Annotated in this window: 22 protein-coding genes; 10 read left to right on the top strand and 12 right to left on the bottom strand. The window is 61.2% G+C overall.

Annotation, left to right across the window (positions count from 1 at the left end):
• Window positions 1-2: 2 nt before the first annotated feature.
• The 5 genes from lolA (at window position 3) to cysG (ending at window position 5177) form a co-directional block, all read left to right on the top strand.
• Window positions 3-626, top strand: a complete 624-nt coding sequence (gene lolA / locus AC1RS8_RS16995) for an outer membrane lipoprotein periplasmic chaperone LolA (protein WP_008049385.1) — start codon at window positions 3-5, stop codon at window positions 624-626.
• A gap of 162 nt (window positions 627-788) precedes the next feature.
• A complete protein-coding gene (locus AC1RS8_RS16990; protein ID WP_090456609.1) occupies window positions 789-2111 on the top strand; it encodes a replication-associated recombination protein A in 1323 nt (440 codons plus the stop codon).
• Window positions 2111-2485 (top strand): fluoride efflux transporter CrcB, encoded by a 375-nt coding sequence (gene crcB / locus AC1RS8_RS16985; protein ID WP_057714174.1) that lies wholly within the window; start codon window positions 2111-2113, stop codon window positions 2483-2485. The genes AC1RS8_RS16990 and crcB overlap by 1 nt, the downstream gene beginning before the upstream one ends.
• Before the next feature lie 16 nt (window positions 2486-2501).
• Window positions 2502-3782: a serine--tRNA ligase gene (gene serS, locus AC1RS8_RS16980; RefSeq protein ID WP_489338864.1), complete on the top strand. Its 1281-nt coding sequence runs from the start codon at window positions 2502-2504 to the stop codon at window positions 3780-3782.
• Complete coding sequence (cysG, locus tag AC1RS8_RS16975) at window positions 3783-5177, top strand: siroheme synthase CysG (RefSeq protein WP_090456605.1); 1395 nt, start codon at window positions 3783-3785, stop codon at window positions 5175-5177. It abuts the gene before it with no gap.
• 114 nt (window positions 5178-5291) lie between these two features.
• On the opposite strand, the gene AC1RS8_RS16970 is transcribed toward cysG, so the two are convergent.
• The 9 genes from AC1RS8_RS16970 to AC1RS8_RS16930 all read right to left on the bottom strand — a co-directional run bounded on the left by AC1RS8_RS16970 (window position 5292) and on the right by AC1RS8_RS16930 (window position 10293).
• The gene (locus AC1RS8_RS16970) at window positions 5292-6293 is read right to left on the bottom strand and encodes a glutathione S-transferase family protein (protein WP_489338863.1); all 1002 of its coding nucleotides are present in this window, start codon (window positions 6291-6293) and stop codon (window positions 5292-5294) included.
• Between the two features lie 91 nt (window positions 6294-6384).
• The gene (locus AC1RS8_RS16965) at window positions 6385-7386 is read right to left on the bottom strand and encodes a glycosyl transferase family protein (RefSeq protein ID WP_489338862.1); all 1002 of its coding nucleotides are present in this window, start codon (window positions 7384-7386) and stop codon (window positions 6385-6387) included.
• Window positions 7383-7718 (bottom strand): TusE/DsrC/DsvC family sulfur relay protein, encoded by a 336-nt coding sequence (locus tag AC1RS8_RS16960; protein WP_057714179.1) that lies wholly within the window; start codon window positions 7716-7718, stop codon window positions 7383-7385. The genes AC1RS8_RS16965 and AC1RS8_RS16960 overlap by 4 nt, the downstream gene beginning before the upstream one ends.
• On the bottom strand, window positions 7715-8008 hold the full coding sequence (tusB, locus tag AC1RS8_RS16955) for a sulfurtransferase complex subunit TusB (protein WP_090456601.1): 294 nt from the start codon (window positions 8006-8008) through the stop codon (window positions 7715-7717). Before tusB ends, AC1RS8_RS16960 begins: the two co-directional genes overlap by 4 nt.
• Window positions 8008-8370, bottom strand: coding sequence for a sulfurtransferase complex subunit TusC (gene tusC, locus AC1RS8_RS16950; protein WP_223503289.1), 363 nt, complete (start codon window positions 8368-8370; stop codon window positions 8008-8010). Before tusC ends, tusB begins: the two co-directional genes overlap by 1 nt.
• A 1-nt stretch (window position 8371) precedes the next feature.
• Window positions 8372-8764, bottom strand: a complete 393-nt coding sequence (gene tusD / locus AC1RS8_RS16945) for a sulfurtransferase complex subunit TusD (RefSeq protein ID WP_218496514.1) — start codon at window positions 8762-8764, stop codon at window positions 8372-8374.
• A 200-nt stretch (window positions 8765-8964) separates the two neighbouring features.
• A complete protein-coding gene (locus tag AC1RS8_RS16940; RefSeq protein ID WP_090456597.1) occupies window positions 8965-9669 on the bottom strand; it encodes a YoaK family protein in 705 nt (234 codons plus the stop codon).
• Window positions 9670-9694: 25 nt separating this feature from the next.
• Window positions 9695-10024 carry a DUF6388 family protein gene (locus tag AC1RS8_RS16935; RefSeq protein WP_057714183.1) on the bottom strand — a complete coding sequence of 110 codons (330 nt, stop codon included), beginning with the start codon at window positions 10022-10024 and terminating at the stop codon, window positions 9695-9697.
• 20 nt (window positions 10025-10044) lie between these two features.
• Window positions 10045-10293, bottom strand: coding sequence for a hypothetical protein (locus AC1RS8_RS16930; RefSeq protein ID WP_008015571.1), 249 nt, complete (start codon window positions 10291-10293; stop codon window positions 10045-10047).
• 148 nt (window positions 10294-10441) lie between these two features.
• Here AC1RS8_RS16930 and AC1RS8_RS16925 point away from each other — a divergent pair, with 148 nt between their 5' ends.
• Entirely contained in the window at window positions 10442-10792 is a 351-nt protein-coding gene (locus tag AC1RS8_RS16925; RefSeq protein ID WP_090456593.1) for a hypothetical protein, read from the top strand.
• Window positions 10793-10922: 130 nt separating this feature from the next.
• On the opposite strand, the gene AC1RS8_RS16920 is transcribed toward AC1RS8_RS16925, so the two are convergent.
• Window positions 10923-11348, bottom strand: a complete 426-nt coding sequence (locus AC1RS8_RS16920) for a GNAT family N-acetyltransferase (RefSeq protein ID WP_407515614.1) — start codon at window positions 11346-11348, stop codon at window positions 10923-10925.
• 146 nt (window positions 11349-11494) lie between these two features.
• On the opposite strand from AC1RS8_RS16920, the gene AC1RS8_RS16915 reads away from it, so the two are divergent.
• Window positions 11495-11932: a hemerythrin domain-containing protein gene (locus AC1RS8_RS16915; protein ID WP_218496225.1), complete on the top strand. Its 438-nt coding sequence runs from the start codon at window positions 11495-11497 to the stop codon at window positions 11930-11932.
• A 66-nt stretch (window positions 11933-11998) separates the two neighbouring features.
• On the top strand, window positions 11999-12592 hold the full coding sequence (locus AC1RS8_RS16910) for an NUDIX domain-containing protein (RefSeq protein ID WP_489338828.1): 594 nt from the start codon (window positions 11999-12001) through the stop codon (window positions 12590-12592).
• On the opposite strand, the gene AC1RS8_RS16905 is transcribed toward AC1RS8_RS16910, so the two are convergent.
• Complete coding sequence (locus AC1RS8_RS16905) at window positions 12593-13105, bottom strand: methylated-DNA--[protein]-cysteine S-methyltransferase (protein WP_489338827.1); 513 nt, start codon at window positions 13103-13105, stop codon at window positions 12593-12595.
• Window positions 13106-13242: 137 nt separating this feature from the next.
• On the opposite strand from AC1RS8_RS16905, the gene ggt reads away from it, so the two are divergent.
• Window positions 13243-14970, top strand: coding sequence for a gamma-glutamyltransferase (ggt, locus tag AC1RS8_RS16900; protein ID WP_154947854.1), 1728 nt, complete (start codon window positions 13243-13245; stop codon window positions 14968-14970).
• A 69-nt stretch (window positions 14971-15039) separates the two neighbouring features.
• A complete protein-coding gene (locus AC1RS8_RS16895; RefSeq protein ID WP_057714191.1) occupies window positions 15040-15573 on the top strand; it encodes a cysteine hydrolase family protein in 534 nt (177 codons plus the stop codon).
• Window positions 15574-15798: 225 nt separating this feature from the next.
• Here AC1RS8_RS16895 and AC1RS8_RS16890 read toward each other — a convergent pair whose 3' ends face one another.
• Window positions 15799-16701 (bottom strand): LysR family transcriptional regulator, encoded by a 903-nt coding sequence (locus AC1RS8_RS16890; protein WP_218496235.1) that lies wholly within the window; start codon window positions 16699-16701, stop codon window positions 15799-15801.
• Between the last annotated feature and the right edge of the window lie 175 nt (window positions 16702-16876).

Genomic DNA, 16876 nt, shown 5'->3' with positions numbered 1-16876 from the left:
CCATGCGTCTGATCCGCATGCTGTTGCTGCCGGTACTGGCCTTGACCACGCTCCAGGCTAACGCCGATGACAAGGACGTGGCGCGCCTGACCCAACTGCTGGAAAAATCCCAGACCCTGACCGCACGTTTCTCGCAACTGACCCTTGATGGCACAGGCACCCAATTGCAGGAAACCGCCGGCGAGATGTCCCTGCAGCGTCCGGGCCTGTTCTACTGGCACACCGATGCGCCGGCCGAACAGACCATGATCTCCGATGGCAAGAAAGTCACCTTGTGGGACCCGGACCTGGAACAGGCCACCATCAAGAACCTCGACCAGCGCCTGACCCAGACCCCGGCCTTGCTGTTGTCCGGTGACGTGTCCAAGATCAGCCAGAGCTTCGACATCAGTGCCAAGGAAGCCGGCGGCGTGATTGACTTCACCCTGAAGCCGAAAACCAAGGACACCCTGTTCGACAGCCTGCGCCTGTCGTTCCGCAATGGCCTGGTCAATGATATGCAACTGATCGACAGCGTCGGCCAGCGCACCAATATCCTGTTCACCGGGGTGAAGGCGAACGAGCCGATCCCTGCGTCCAAGTTCAAGTTCGACATCCCCAAGGGTGCCGATGTAATCCAGGAATAAACGGCTGACGCAAAACCTGTGGGAGCGAGCTTGCTCGCGATAGCGTTGGGTCAGTCGACATAAATGTTGAATGTGATGCCGTAATCGCGAGCAAGCTCGCTCCCACAGGGTCAGCGTTTTGGCCCGCAGGCATTAAGTAACCCGAGGTTTTAAACGTACGCCATGGATCTGTTTCGCAGCACCCCCATCGCCCAGCCCTTGGCCGCCCGCCTGCGTGCGGCCAATCTGGACGAGTACGTCGGTCAGGAACACGTGCTCGCTCGCGGCAAGCCCCTGCGCGAGGCGCTGGAGCAGGGTGCCCTGCATTCGATGATTTTCTGGGGGCCGCCGGGCGTGGGCAAAACCACCCTGGCGCGATTGCTCGCGGAAGTCTCGGACGCGCACTTCGAAACGGTCTCGGCGGTGCTGGCCGGGGTCAAGGAGATCCGTCAGGCGGTGGAAATCGCCAAACAGCAGGCCGCGCAGTACGGCCGCCGCACCATTCTGTTCGTCGACGAAGTGCATCGATTCAACAAGTCCCAGCAGGATGCGTTCCTGCCCTATGTCGAAGACGGTACGCTGATTTTCATCGGTGCAACCACGGAAAATCCCTCGTTCGAACTCAACAACGCCTTGCTGTCGCGGGCGCGGGTCTATGTGCTGAAAAGCCTCGACGAAGCGGCCCTGCGCAAACTGGTGCACCGCGCGCTGACCGAAGAGCGTGGACTGGGCAAGCGTAACCTGACCCTCAGCGACGAAGGCTTCCAGATGCTGCTGTCGGCTGCCGATGGCGATGGTCGGCGCCTGCTCAACCTGCTGGAAAACGCCTCGGACCTGGCGGAAGACAACGGCGAAATCGGCACCGACCTGCTGCAAAGCCTGCTCGGCGATACCCGCCGGCGGTTCGACAAGGGCGGCGAAGCGTTCTACGACCAGATTTCCGCCCTGCATAAATCGGTGCGCGGCTCCAACCCCGACGGCGCCTTGTACTGGTTCGCACGGATGATCGACGGCGGTTGCGACCCCTTGTACCTGGCCCGGCGTGTGGTGCGCATGGCCAGCGAAGATATTGGCAATGCCGACCCCCGCGCCCTGAGCCTGTGCCTGGCGGCCTGGGAAGTGCAGGAGCGCCTCGGCAGCCCCGAAGGCGAGTTGGCGGTGGCCCAGGCCATCACCTATCTGGCCTGCGCGCCAAAGAGCAACGCGGTGTATATGGGCTTCAAGACGGCATTGCGCGCCGCCGCCGAGCACGGTTCGCTGGAAGTGCCGCTGCACCTGCGCAACGCGCCGACCAAGCTTATGAAACAATTGGGTTACGGCGATGAATACCGTTATGCCCACGATGAGCCGGACGCCTATGCCGCTGGCGAAGACTATTTCCCGGAAGAGCTCGACCCGATCCCGTTCTATCAGCCCGTGCCCCGTGGCCTGGAGTTGAAGATCGGCGAAAAACTCAATCACCTGGCGAAACTCGACCGTTTAAGCCCAAGGCAGCGGAGAAAATAGTGCTTCCCTTGATCGTTGCGGTTTCCGTCGGCGGGATGGCCGGCACGTTGTTGCGCTTCGTCACGGGCAACTGGATCAACGCGAATTGGCCTCGGCACTTCTATACCGCGACGCTGGCCGTTAATATCGTGGGCTGTTTGCTGATCGGCGTTCTATACGGTCTGTTTTTGATACGCCCGGAGGTGCCCATCGAGGTGCGTGCCGGGTTGATCGTTGGCTTCCTCGGGGGGCTGACGACTTTTTCATCCTTTTCACTGGATACGGTGCGCCTGCTGGAAAGCGGGCAAGTGCCGCTAGCCCTGGGCTATGCGGCGCTCAGCGTATTCGGCGGGCTGCTTGCCACCTGGGCCGGCCTGTCCTTGACCAAACTTTGATAAACGAGAAACCGACATGCTCGATTCCAAACTGTTACGTAGCAACCTTCAGGACGTAGCGGACCGCCTGGCATCCCGTGGCTATTCCCTGGATGTTGCGCGCATCGAAGCGCTGGAAGAACAGCGCAAGACCGTCCAAACCCGCACCGAAGCACTGCAGGCTGAACGTAATGCGCGCTCCAAATCCATCGGTCAGGCCAAGCAGCGCGGCGAAGACATCGCGCCGCTGATGGCGGACGTCGAGCGCATGGCGGGCGAATTGAGCGCGGGTAAAGTCGAACTGGACGCGATCCAGACCGATCTGGACTCGATCCTGCTGGGTATCCCCAACCTGCCGCACGAATCGGTACCGGTCGGCGAAGACGAAGACGGCAACGTCGAAGTGCGCCGCTGGGGCACCCCGACTGCCTTCGATTTCCCGGTTCAGGACCACGTCGCCCTGGGCGAGAAGTTCGGCTGGCTGGACTTCGAAACCGCCGCCAAGCTGTCCGGCGCCCGTTTCGCCCTGCTGCGCGGCCCGATTGCCCGTCTGCACCGCGCCCTGGCGCAGTTCATGATCAACCTGCACGTCACCGAGCACGGCTACGAAGAGGCCTACACGCCTTATCTGGTCCAGGCCCCGGCGCTGCAAGGCACCGGCCAGCTGCCGAAGTTCGAGGAAGACCTGTTCAAGATCGCGCGCGAAGGCGAAGCCGACCTGTACCTGATCCCGACCGCCGAAGTGTCGTTGACCAACATCGTCGCCGGCGAAATCGTCGATTCGAAACTGCTGCCGATCAAGTTCGTCGCCCACACGCCGTGCTTCCGCAGCGAAGCCGGTGCATCGGGTCGTGACACCCGCGGCATGATCCGCCAGCACCAGTTCGACAAGGTTGAAATGGTGCAGATCGTCGAACCATCGAAATCCATGGAGGCGCTGGAAGGCCTGACCGCCAACGCCGAGAAAGTCCTGCAATTGCTGGAACTGCCTTACCGCACCCTGGCGCTGTGCACCGGCGACATGGGCTTCAGCGCGGTCAAGACCTACGACCTGGAAGTGTGGATCCCGAGCCAGGACAAGTACCGCGAAATCTCGTCGTGCTCCAACTGCGGCGACTTCCAGGCCCGCCGCATGCAAGCGCGTTTCCGTAACCCGGAAACCGGCAAGCCGGAACTGGTACACACCCTGAACGGCTCCGGCCTGGCGGTGGGCCGTACCCTGGTCGCGGTGCTCGAGAACTATCAGCAGGCCGACGGTTCCATCCGTGTGCCTGAAGTCCTCAAGCCCTACATGGGTGGCCTTGAGGTCATCGGCTAAATGAACTATCTGCCGCTGTTTCACAACCTTCGCGGCAGTCGTGTGTTGGTCGTCGGCGGGGGGGAGATTGCCTTGCGCAAATCCCGCCTGCTGGCCGATGCCGGTGCGCTGCTGCGGGTGGTTGCACCTGAAATCGAAGCGCAATTGCGCGAGCTGGTTGCCGGCAGCGGTGGCGAGTGCCTGTTGCGTGGCTACGCCGAGGCGGATCTGGACGGTTGCGGGCTGATCATTGCCGCCACCGACGACGAAACGCTGAACGCACAAGTTTCCGCCGATGCCCATCGGCGTTGCGTGCCGGTCAACGTGGTGGACGCGCCGGCCCTGTGCAGCGTGATCTTCCCGGCCATCGTCGACCGTTCTCCCTTGATCATTGCTGTGTCCAGCGGCGGCGATGCGCCGGTGCTGGCACGTTTGATTCGCGCCAAGATCGAAACCTGGATTCCTTCCACCTACGGTCAATTGGCCGGGCTGGCTGCGCGATTCCGTCATCAGGTCAAAGGCCTGTTTCCGGATGTGCAGCAGCGTCGGGCGTTCTGGGAAGATGTTTTCCAGGGCCCGGTTGCCGATCGGCAACTGGCTGGGCAGGGCGGTGAAGCCGAGCGGTTGCTCCAGGCGAAAATCGATGGTGAGGCGCCAGTGGCGACCGGTGAAGTCTATCTGGTGGGCGCAGGGCCAGGTGATCCCGACCTGCTGACGTTCAAGGCATTGCGCCTGATGCAGCAAGCCGACGTGGTGCTGTACGACCGTTTGGTGGCACCGGCGATTCTCGAACTGTGCCGTCGCGACGCCGAGCGGGTTTACGTCGGCAAGCGCCGATCCGATCACGCGGTGCCGCAGGATCAGATCAACCAGCAATTGGTGGATCTGGCCAAGCAAGGCAAGCGTGTGGTGCGATTGAAGGGCGGCGATCCGTTCATCTTCGGTCGTGGTGGCGAGGAGATCGAAGAACTGGCGGCCCATGGCATCCCGTTCCAGGTCGTGCCGGGGATCACGGCAGCCAGCGGTTGCGCGGCCTATGCCGGGATTCCGCTGACCCACCGCGATTATGCGCAGTCGGTGCGTTTCATCACCGGCCACCTCAAGGACGGCTCCAGCGATTTGCCATGGGCCGATCTGGTCGCCCCGGCGCAAACCCTGGTGTTCTACATGGGGCTGGTGGGCTTGCCGATCATCTGCGAACAGTTGATCAAGCATGGTCGCGCTGCCGATACCCCGGCGGCACTGATCCAGCAGGGCACCACGGTCAACCAGCGGGTGTTTACCGGTACCCTGGCGGACCTGCCACGACTGGTGGCAGAGCATGAAGTGCATGCGCCGACCTTGGTGATCGTGGGTGAAGTGGTGCAACTGCGCGAGAAACTGGCGTGGTTCGAAGGGGCTCAGGGGCAGGTCTGAGACCGAGTTGCCTCATCGCGAGCAAGCTCGCTCCCACAGGGGATTTGTGAACGACACAAATCAATTGTGGGAGCGAGCTTGCTCGCGATGGGGCCTTCAAAACCTGCACAAATCTCAAGCTCTGCGCCAAACCCCTTTCCCACTCAACCGCTCCCGATCATGGGCCGCGGTGAAGTCCTGCGCCGGCCCTTTCGGCACCACACCCGTCGGGTTGATGGTGCGGTGGCTGGCGTAGTAGTGATTCTTGATGTGTTCAAAATCCACCGTCTCGGCGATCCCCGGCCACTGGTAAATCTCCCGCAGCCAGTTCGACAGGTTCGGATAATCCGCAATCCGCCGCAGGTTGCACTTGAAGTGACCGTAGTACACCGCGTCGAAGCGAATCAGCGTGGTGAACAGGCGGATGTCCGCTTCGGTCAGGTACTCGCCCGCCAGATAGCGGTTGGCGCCCAGCAGCAGCTCCAGTCGGTCCAGCTCGGCAAACACCTCATCGAAGGCTTGTTCATAAGCCTGTTGCGAGGTAGCAAACCCGGCGCGGTACACGCCATTGTTCACCGCCGGATAAATCCGCTCGTTCAACGCATCGATTTCTCCCCGCAGCGGCGCCGGGTAGAAGTCCAGGTCGTTACCGGTCAGATCGTCGAAGGCGCCATTGAACATGCGGATGATTTCCGATGATTCATTGTTGACGATGCGCTTTTGCTGTTTGTCCCACAGCACCGGCACGGTGACGCGACCGGTGTAGTCGGCGGTGTCGGCGGTGTAGCGCTGGTGCATGAATTCGAAATGGTCGAGCTTGTCGCCGGTCGACCCCAGGTGCTGGTCGAAGGTCCAGCCGTTTTCCAGCATCAACCAACTGACCACCGAAACGTCGATCAGGTTTTCGAGGCCTTTGAGTTTGCGCAGGATCAGTGTGCGATGGGCCCACGGACAGGCCAGGGACACGTACAGGTGATAGCGTCCGGGCTCGGCCGCGAAACCGCCGACGCCGGTCGGTCCCGGCTTGCCGTCAGCGGTCAACCAGTTGCGACGCTGCGCCTGTTCGCGCTGGAACGCGCCGTCCTTGCTGCTTTCGTACCACTTGTCCTGCCAGCGGCCATCCACTAACAAACCCATGTTCAAGACTCCCGAAACCCATAATCGATGGAGTCGAGTCTATTCCGATGAGTTCGAACAAAAAGCGCAAAGATCGGGCGCGAATGATCGATTAAATCGATTTGTCCCGCGCGGCCCAGTATTTTTCAGCGGTTTCGAAGGCCTGTTCGCGGGTGTGGCCGAGGCCACGCAGGGCCAAGGCCATGGTCGAGATCAGGGCCATTTGCGGGTAGCTGTCGACCACGTCGCCACGCCAGACCGCTTTCAAATGCTCAGGATCAAGCGAGGCAGGTTTGACGTGACGCTGCGCCGACAACTGCGGCCATTCCTCGTCCCAGCTCTCGCCCCCGGTGGTGCCGTACAGGTGGCTGTCGGCGTCCGGGTTGATCTCTATTTCGCCGCCATCGCCCTTGATCACAATGGCGGTATCACCGAGCAATCCACTGGCGTCGCGATGCACGGCCTGATAACCCGGGTGGAAAATGCTCTGCAGGCCACAACGGGCGCCCAGTGGGTTGAGGATCCGCGCCAGGGAGTGGATCGGCGAGCGCAGGCCCAGGGTGTTGCGCAGATCGATCATGCGTTGCAGCTGTGGCGCCCAGTCCATCAATGGCATGAAGGCCAGGCCGCCGTTATCCAGCGCCGAACCCACCTGTTGCCAGTTACGGCACAACGGGATGTTCAATTCGCCCAGCAGTTGCTCGCTGTACAAGCGTCCGGCCGTGTGGGCGCCGCCGCCGTGCATGAAAATCCGCACGCCATTTTGCGCCAGGCACTTGGCCGCCAGCAGATACCACGGCAAGTGCCGCTTCTTGCCGGCATAGGTCGGCCAATCCAGATCCACTGCCATTGCCGGAGGATTCAGGCGTTCGCGCAATGCCTCGGTGAAACCCGCCATCTCCTCGAAGCTTTCTTCCTTGTGCCGCAACAGCATCAGGAAGGCGCCGAGCTGGGTTTCCTCGACCTTTTCATCGAGCACCATGCCCATGGCTTCGCGGGCCTCGACCCGGGTCAGGTCACGGGCGCCGCGCTTGCCTTTGCCAAGGATCCGTACGAACTGGGCGAACGGGTGCTCGGCGGGCGTTTCGAGTGTCAGTGCTGGGTAATCGGTCATAAGCAATTCGTCGGTTTGGGCAGGCCCGCGAGTTTCGCGGCGAGTTTGGCGGGAGTGCCTTTGAACAGTCGGTTCAGGTGCAGGCTGTTGCCTTTTTCCGGGCCGAGTTTCAGGGCGGTGTACTTGATTAACGGGCGGGTGGCCGGTGACAGCTGGAATTCGGCGTAGAAACTGCGCAGCAGTTCGAGGACTTCCCAGTGTTCGGGCGTCAGTTCGATGTCTTCGGCCGCCGCCAGGGCACTGGCCACATCGGCGGACCAGTCACTCAGTTCGACCAGGAAACCGTCCTTGTCCAGTTCGATGGCGCGGGGGCCGACCGTCAATGCCTTCATAGCCAACTGTTGACCTTGTCGTAGTGAATCGACAGCTCGACGAAGGCCGGGTAATCGATGGCACTGGCCCAGTCTGGAACCGCAAGCGCACGGGCCTGGGCATCTTCGACCAGCACGAACAGCTTCAGGCCACGTGCGCTGAGCGCAGTGAACGGCGCGGTGCCTGGTTGCAACGCATAGGCGGCATCACCGGACAACAGCAACCCGTCGTTGGCGCCGATCACGCGCAGGCAACTGGTCAGGCGTTCGTCGCCGAACGGGGAATGAGACAACACATGCAAAGTCGACATCAGAGGGTGATCACCTGGTCGTAACGGTCAATGAGGGCGGTGATTTCGTGAGCGGCCAATACCTGGGCTTCTTCCAGCGACAGGCTGCTGGGGTCCAGGCCACGCTGGGTGATGCTGTCGCCACAGGCAAACAGTTCCTCGACACCGAACATCGGCAGGGCTTGCAGGTTGGCGCTCAGGTCTTTCTGTTGCAGGGCCTTGGCGTTCTGACCGGCGGCCAGCTGGAACACGCCGTCATCGAGAAACAGCAGGCCGATCGGCAGATCGAAAGCGCCCCCGGCCAGCACGATATCCAGCGCTTCCCGCGCGCCTGGGCCGGACCATGGCGACTGGCGGCTGATGATCAATATGGATTTGGCCATGTCATGCGCCTCCGAAACAGATCAGACGGTCGGCATCCTGCGCCGCGTCATGCAATTGGCCGAGGCCGGACAATTCCCACGGCGCGCCGACGGCTACAGCCTCGCGTTGATAGCGTCTGGCTTCTTCCTCGTTCAACACGCCACGACGCAGCGCGGCGGCGATGCACACCACGCCATCGAGTTGATGGTCGCTGACAAAGGCGTGCCATTGCTTGGGCAAGTCCAGTTCATCCTGGGGCGTGACCACGCTGGCGGACGCGTTGTAGACGCCGTCCTGATAGAAAAACAGCCGGACAATCTCGTGCCCGCCGGCCAGCGCGGCCTGGGCGAACAGCAGGGCTCGGCGCGAGGAGGGCGCATGGGCGGCGGAAAATACGGCGATGGCGAACTTCATGACGGACTCGATCAGCGAAACTGCCGCCATGATAATGCTTTATCGGCGGGGCGGCTAAAGTGATGTTGTCTGGGCGGGCCTCATCGCGAGCAAGCTCGCTCCCACAGTGGACGTGTGGTGGTTGCTGATTTTGTGTCCGACGCAAATCCCTTGTGGGAGCGAGCTTGCTCGCGATGAGGCCCGCCCAGTCAACACCAGACTCAGCGCGGCATATACCCCAACTGCCAACGCCGCGGGATCTTCAACGACAACACCCCGAGCCCGGCAGCCAGCAGGCCACTGGCAAACAACGCCTTGAGCCCCAGGTGATGTTCCAGCACGGCACCGAGTACCGCGCCGGCGAACATGCCGGTCCAGGGGATCAACTGCACCCGCCAGCCGCTACGGCGCTCGCCGAGCATCCAGCGGCCCAGCCCGCGGCCGAAACGCGACAGGGCACCGGTAACGTAGGTCAGGCCCACCGGCAGGCCATTCACTTCTTCCACCGCGGCGTTGAGCATGCCCATGGCGATGATCGCCGCCAGCAGGGCTGGCAGTTGCTCGTCATACGACCAGGCCGCGGCGGCGCACAGCAGGGCGGCAATGCACAGTAACAAGGGCAGGGTCCGGCGCCTGCCCAGGCGGCTGACGATAATGCCCAGCGCGTTGCCGACGATGAAGGTGGCGATGAGGATCACCAGGCGCAGGGTCAACCCAAGGTCGCCAGTACTGATGGCGACCGCCATCCGGGTGGTATTGCCGCTCATGAACGAGACGAAGTCGCCGCTGGCCATGAAACCGATGGCGTCGGTCATGCCGGCGAGTACCGAGAGCATGGCCACCAGGCTCAAGCCTATGCGCCCGCGCCATTTCTGTGTGTGCAAATGACCGGGGCTGGCGTGGGTCCTGGCGGTGTTGGGCAGCATCGGCGATGGCCTCCATGAACAGTGTTTACGGTTTTATCCCATTCAACTCGCAATATTCCAGCCAGTCCATGCCGGCCATTTCCGCCACTTCTCGGTGCACTTCAAGGCGCTGCGCTTCGTAGTCCCTGGGCGTGGCGGCAGTTAACTGCAACGTCAGTTCCCAGGCGAACAACTGCTGGCGTTCAGCTTCAGCTTCAAACGCTTCGTGCAGCCGTTCTTCGCGATACTGTGCCGCCGTTTCACCCTTGGCCTGAGCCAACAGCGGGTTGAGGTGGTCGAGTTCTTCGCGCAACTCGGGGCGCGCATCGAGAAACCGCTTCAGTGCTTGCTCATGCTGCAGTTCGGTTGCCGCCATGGTCGCTCCTTGTGAACGGGTTACGAGGATTGCTTCTTACTGGCCTTGGCCGCTGCCGCCAGGCATTCGAGGGCAAATTGTTCGGTGTAGGTCATCTGGATCGGCGTGGTTTCGCCTTTGACGGTTCTTTCGCCGTCGAGGATGTAACGAATCCGCTTGTCGGTGACGCCGATTCGCTTGGCAATCCAGGAAGGCGTCTGACCGATCTGGCTGATCAGCTTGTCGGCATATTCAGTGCTCGGTTTGTAGAACTCGGCATTAGGTGTCATCAGGTTTCCAGTCATGGGTGCGATAGGGCGATATTGGCGCGACAGGGTGCGCGAATCGTTGCGCGCTGTCGCGGTATAAATGCAGTAAAGCAGAACGATACGGCCCGCCGGGGTGATAAAGTCCGCTTTTTCCTGATGAGTGAATGCAATGCGAATTCTGATGGTGGCGCTGGCCGTGACGTTGCTGGCCGGATGCGCAGGCTCGGCGATGAACGACGCCCGCACCAAGGCCCCGTACAAGACCCTGAACTCGGAAAAACCGGGCAAAGACGTCGCCCAGTGCGTGCAGTTTTCCTGGCAGGACGAGGCTGTGTTCGGCGTCGATGCCGCTGCCTATCTGCAACCAGGGGAGAAGGGCGGCACGACCGTTTACACCCGTTCGGCGGAGTCTTTCGTCGACGTGACCACCGATGCCTCGGGCACGGTGTTGAGCTACTACGCACAGAAGGATGATTTCGTGGCCAAGCGACGCTTGGCGGCGTTGGCGACTTGCCTGTGATCTGACGCTGTACCCCCTGTAGGAGCGAGCTTGCTCGCGATGGTCATCAACGAAAACGCTGGATGCCTGAAACCCTGCGGCATTCCGGTTTTTTTCGCGAGCAAGCTCGCTCCTACAGGGGCGGTATGGATCAGTAGCTCAAGCGTTTCTGGAAGAAGAAGTGCTTGTGGCCCGGCGGGTAATCGGCAATGTGCCCGATCTCGCTGTAGCCGCATTTCTTATAGAACCCAGGTGCCTGGAATTCGAAGGTGTCGAGCCACAGCCCGACGCAGCGCCGTTCCCGCGCCAGGTCTTCGGCCATCTGCATCAGTTTCGAACCCAGGCCCTGTCCCCGGGCCTGTTCCGGCACCACCAGCAAGTCGATGTACAGCCACTGGTAAAACAATCGGCCATGCAGGCCGCCGAGGATCTCGTCGTTGTCGTCGCGCACCAGCAAGGCGATGTGCTCGGGCACGTTGCCTTCGGCTTTCGAGCTGTTGTACGCGCGCAATGGCTTGAGGATGGCCTGGCGTTGTTCTTCCGTGGGGTTTTGCGACAGTTCGATACGCAGGTTCATGGCTATATCCTTATGGCAGTGAAACCGCAGCCTAGCGTGGTCGCCGCGAATGTTCCATCGGCACAAAGCAGGTGGAACCGTCGCCTGCGCACAGATGTCACTCATTAGTACGCGTCATTCCAGAGTGCGACCGATGAGGACACGCCGTGAATATTTTCGAAGCCCTGCGCGAAAGCCATGAACGCCAACGTACTTACGCCAAAGCCCTGATCCACACCAGCGGCGACAGCCCCGAACGCGTCGAGGCCTACAAACAACTCAAATCAGAACTGCAAGCTCACGCCACGGCCGAAGAGCGGCATTTCTACATCCCGTTGATGGAGCTCGACAACGGTGTCGACCTCAGCCGTCATGGCATCGCCGAACATCACGAAATGGACGAAATGATGGAGGAACTGGACGACACCGAGATGTCCAGCCCGGCCTGGCTGGTGACCGCAAAGAAACTCTCGGAGAAAGTGCATCACCACCTCGAGGAAGAAGAGCAGAAGTTCTTCCAGATGGCCGGCAAGCTGCTCAACGACAAACAGAAAGAGTCATTGGCCGGACAATACGAGAAGGAGTACAAGGCGCAGCTTGCCTGAGGGGGCAAAGGCTGTGCGTTTTCACTTAACATGTGGACCCTCAGACAAATCACAGGACGCGTTGTCATGTCGAACACAGCCGAGCGGGTCAACATCCTTGAGTCTCAGGTGTTGTCCCACGACTGGTACCTGCTCAAGAAAATCACCTTCGATTACCAACGCAACAACGGCGAGTGGCAACGCCAGGTCCGGGAGGTCTACGACCGTGGCAATGGCGCGGCGATTCTCCTGTACAACCGCGAAAAGAAAACCGTGGTACTGACCCGGCAATTTCGCCTGCCGGTGTTCGTCAACGGCCACGATGGGCTGTTGATCGAAGTGGCGGCGGGGCTGCTGGAAGGCGCGGCACCTGAAGACCGCATCCGCGATGAAGCGGAGGAGGAGACGGGTTACCGCGTGCACCATGTGCAGAAGGTGTTCGAGGCGTACATGAGCCCCGGTTCGGTGACGGAAAAACTGCACTTCTTCATTGCCGAATACGACGCGAAGTCGAAAGTCAGCGACGGTGGCGGGCTGGAGGCGGAAACCGAAGAGCTGGAAGTGCTGGAGTGGACGTTCGAGTACGCGCTCGAAGCGTTTTACCGTGGCGAAATCTGCGACGCCAAGACCATCATGCTGTTGCAGTATGCGGCGATGAAAAACCTCTTCGCCCAAGTGTGATCAAAAGCCTGGCAGGCGTGCCGTGCCGGGCCATTGCCCACCCTCCAGGGTCAGCAACAACGCCTTCGCCTCAAGCCCACCGGCAAACCCGGTGAGCTTGCCCGACGCGCCAATCACCCGATGACAGGGCGCCACGATCGAAATCGGGTTCTTGCCATTCGCCGCACCCACCGCCCTGACCGCTGCCGGGTTACCGATCTGTTCGGCGATCTGGCTGTAGCTGCGCGTCTCGCCGAACGGGATGGTCAGCAGCGCTGCCCAGACCTTCTTCTGAAACTCCGTGCCGGCAAAATCCAGATCCAGTTCGAAGCGATCGCGGGTGCCGGAAAAATATTCGCGTAGCTGCGCAGCCGTGCGCACCAGGATCGGGTTGTCCGGCGCTTCGCTCATCGGTCCCAGGCGCACCCGCCCGGGTTTGTCGTTTTCCCAGAGGATGGCCGCCAGTCGTGAGCCGTTCGCGACCAGCTTCAACTGGCCCACGGGGGAGGCCACGGTGGTGCAGGTATAGGTCATGCAAGGGCTCGCGCAAAATTGCTGAACAGGCGTTAAGGATACTGCCTCGGCGGGGAGGCGCAATACGTAATCCCGACCATACTTGCCTACTGCTTTCGAAACGTTCCCCCTGTTTAATAACAAGAAGAGACTGACTCATGAAGTACGAACCTTTTGCCAAATCGCTGATTGCGACCTCATTGGCGCTCAGCTGCCTGACTGCTCACGCCGCCTCCGTGGCCCCGGCTACCGGGGAAAACGGCATGGTGGTCACGGCCCAGCACCTGGCCAGCCATGTGGGCGTGGATGTGCTCAAGAACGGCGGCAATGCCGTGGATGCGGCGGTCGCGGTCGGCTATGCGCTGGCAGTGGTGTACCCCGCGGCAGGCAACCTCGGCGGCGGTGGTTTCATGACCATTCAACTGGCGGACGGGCGCAAGACCTTCCTCGACTTCCGTGAAAAAGCGCCGCTGGCCGCAACCGCCAACATGTACCTGGACAAGGAGGGCAACGTCGTCCCCGATCTGAGTACCCGTGGCCACCTCGCCGTGGGCGTGCCGGGCACCGTTTCGGGCATGGAACTGGCGCTGTCCAAGTACGGCACCAAGCCGCGCAAGGAAATCATCGCCCCGGCCATCAAGCTGGCCGAAGACGGTTTCGTGCTGGAGCAGGGGGATGTCGATCTGCTGGACTACGCCACCGACATGTTCAAGAAGGACATCAAGGATTCCGGCTCGATCTTCTTGAGCAACGGCGAGCCGATGCAGGTCGGCCAGAAACTGGTGCAAAAGGACCTGAGCAAGACCTTGCGGGAGATCTCCGACAAAGGCGCCGACGGTTTCTATAAAGGCTGGGTGGCCGATGCCATCGTCACCTCCAGCCAGGCCAACAAGGGCATCATCACCCAGGCCGACCTCGACAAATACAAGACCCGTGAACTGGCGCCCATCGAGTGCGACTACCGTGGCTACCACGTGGTTTCCGCACCGCCACCGAGCTCCGGCGGCGTGGTGATCTGCGAGATCATGAACATCCTCGAAGGCTACCCGATGAAGGAACTGGGCTACCACTCGGCCCAGGGCATGCACTATCAGATCGAGGCGATGCGCCACGCCTATGTGGACCGCAACAGCTACCTGGGCGACCCGGATTTCGTGAAGAACCCGATTGCCCATCTGCTGGATAAAAACTACGCGACCAAGCTGCGCGAGGCGATCAAACCACAAAAAGCCGCGGTATCCAGTGAACTCAAGCCCGGCGTAGCGCCCCATGAAGGCAGCAACACCACCCATTACTCCATCGTCGACAAGTGGGGCAACGCAGTGTCGGTGACCTACACCCTCAACGACTGGTTCGGAGCCGGCGTGATGGCGAGCAAGACCGGGGTCATCCTCAACGATGAAATGGACGACTTCACCTCGAAGATCGGCGTACCGAACATGTACGGCCTGGTGCAGGGCGAGGCCAACGCCATCGCGCCCGGCAAGGCGCCGCTGTCGTCCATGAGCCCGACCATCGTCACCAAGGACGGCAAAGTGGTGATGGTGGTCGGCACTCCGGGCGGCAGCCGCATCATCACCGCGACATTGCTGACCATGCTCAACGTGATCGACTACGGCATGAACATCCAGGAGGCGGTGGATGCACCGCGTTTCCACCAGCAGTGGCTGCCGGAGGAAACCAACCTGGAAGCCTTCACCACCAGCCCGGACACGGTGAAAATCCTCGAGAGCTGGGGCCACAAGTTCGCCGGTCCCCAGGATGCCAACCACCTGGCGGCGATCCTGGTCGGTGCGCCATCCCTGGGTGGCAAACCGGTAGGCAACAACCGTTTCTACGGGGCGAACGACCCACGGCGTAACACCGGGTTGTCGCTGGGTTATTGAGGGTTGTGTCCGGAGGGGGACGGGCTTATGTTCGTCCCCTGATCCCTCGACATATCAAGGAAGGAAATCATGACCACTGCGTTGTTAATCATCGATGTCCAACAGGCTTTGTGTTCCGGGGAGTACGAGTGCTTCGAGATTGGACGGGTCATCAACACCATCAATGACCTGTCTGCCCGGGCGCGCAAGGCCGGCGTTCCGGTGGTGCTGATCCAGCATGAAGAAGCGGGCAGTCCGCTGGCGCATGACGCTGCCGGCTGGCAACTGGCGGAAGGGCTGCAAACCTCGCCAAAGGACCACCGCGTGCGCAAGACCACCGGGGATTCGTTCTATCAGACCAACCTGCAACAGTTGGTGCCGGTACAGGACTTCGAACGCCTGGTCATCTGCGGCCTGCAGACCGACTATTGCGTCAACGCCACCGTGCGCCAGGCCCTGAAGCTGGGCTACGACGTGGTGTTGGCGGCAGACGCACATTCCACCGTCGACAACGGCAACCTGACCGCCGAAGACATCATTTCCGAGCACAACAAGGACCTGGCGCACCTGACCGGTTCCGTGGCGCGGATCGACGTGGTTCCGGCCAAGGATATCCACTTCTGAAACCACCGCATTTCCCCTGTGGGAGCGAGCTTGCTCGCGATGACGTCATTACAGCCAGCATTGATGTCGGCTGAACCACCGCTATCGCGAGCAAGCTCGCTCCCACAGTGATTTCGGTCGCTCCCGAATTTTGCGTATACCCACTAACCCCGTGGGAGCGAGCTTGCTCGCGATGGCGTCATTACAGCCAGCATCGGGTTGACTGACCCACCGCTCCCACAGGACCTACACCGCTCCGAAAATCTCGATCAGCTCGTTCAGGAACGCACTCACCAGATCCCGCTGCCGCGCCGAATGCCGCACCGCCGCATGAAAGCTCACCTCATAGCGCAGCAGATCCGGGTTCAGCGGGTGCAACTGCCCCAGCTGTTCATGCCGGGTCGCGTAGTGCTGCGGCAGAAACCCCAGGTGCTGGCCGGACAGAATCAGCAGGGCCGCGCCGTCCATGCTGTCGGTGAGCACGGTCAGGCGTTCGATGGAGGTGGGGGCCGGCATTTCCGGCAACGGATGGCTCGGCCAGACCCAGTCAAACCCGCTGACATCTTCCCGGGTCAGCGCGCCAACCTGCTCGAACAGTGGATGCGAGGGCGCGCAGTAGGCAATCTGGGTTTCCGGGAACAGCGGGAAATAATCGATGCTGGGCAAGCGGTGCCAGAAGTAACCGATGGCCAGGTCGATATGGCCATTGATGATTTTTTCTTCCAGCAGCGACGACGACAGCTCGGTGAAGTGGAAGTACAGCCCCTCGTGCCGCGCCCGCAAACGGGCAATGGCCTGGCCGATTTTCCTGTTCGCCACCGGGTCGATTTGCCCTAGCAAACCGATGTTGATACTGCCCGAGACTTTGCGGTTGATGTGCTGCACTTCCACCCGGAAGCCCTCGGCCGCCGCCAGCAAGCGCCGGGCTGCCTCGATGAATTGAGTACCTTTGGGCGTTACCGAAAACCCGCCACGTCCGCGTTCGCACAGGCGGAAACCGACCCGCGCTTCCAGCGTTGCCAGTTGCGCGCTGATCGTGGGTTGCGTGGTGTTGAGAGCGGTTTGTGCCGCCGAGATGCCGCCCGCTTCGACGACGGTCAGAAATACCCGGATCAGACGCAGATCCAGCTCCGTTACAGTTCCCAGCATGGGGGCTCCCGATTCTCGCTTACATAGATACCGATCTATGTGAACAGTGTGCCTGCGATATTTTACTGCCAGAACTCACGCCCTACATTGCCGTGAAACCAGCGTCATCGTCAGCTTTTTATGGATTTTCACCTGATCTGGACGTCGTAGCGAGCGCTGTACCCACAAAAACAAC

Source organism: Pseudomonas sp. GW821-FHT12A04 (assembly GCF_058807755.1).
Note: the sequence above shows the minus strand (reverse complement) of the source record. Positions and strands in the feature narration are given on the sequence as shown.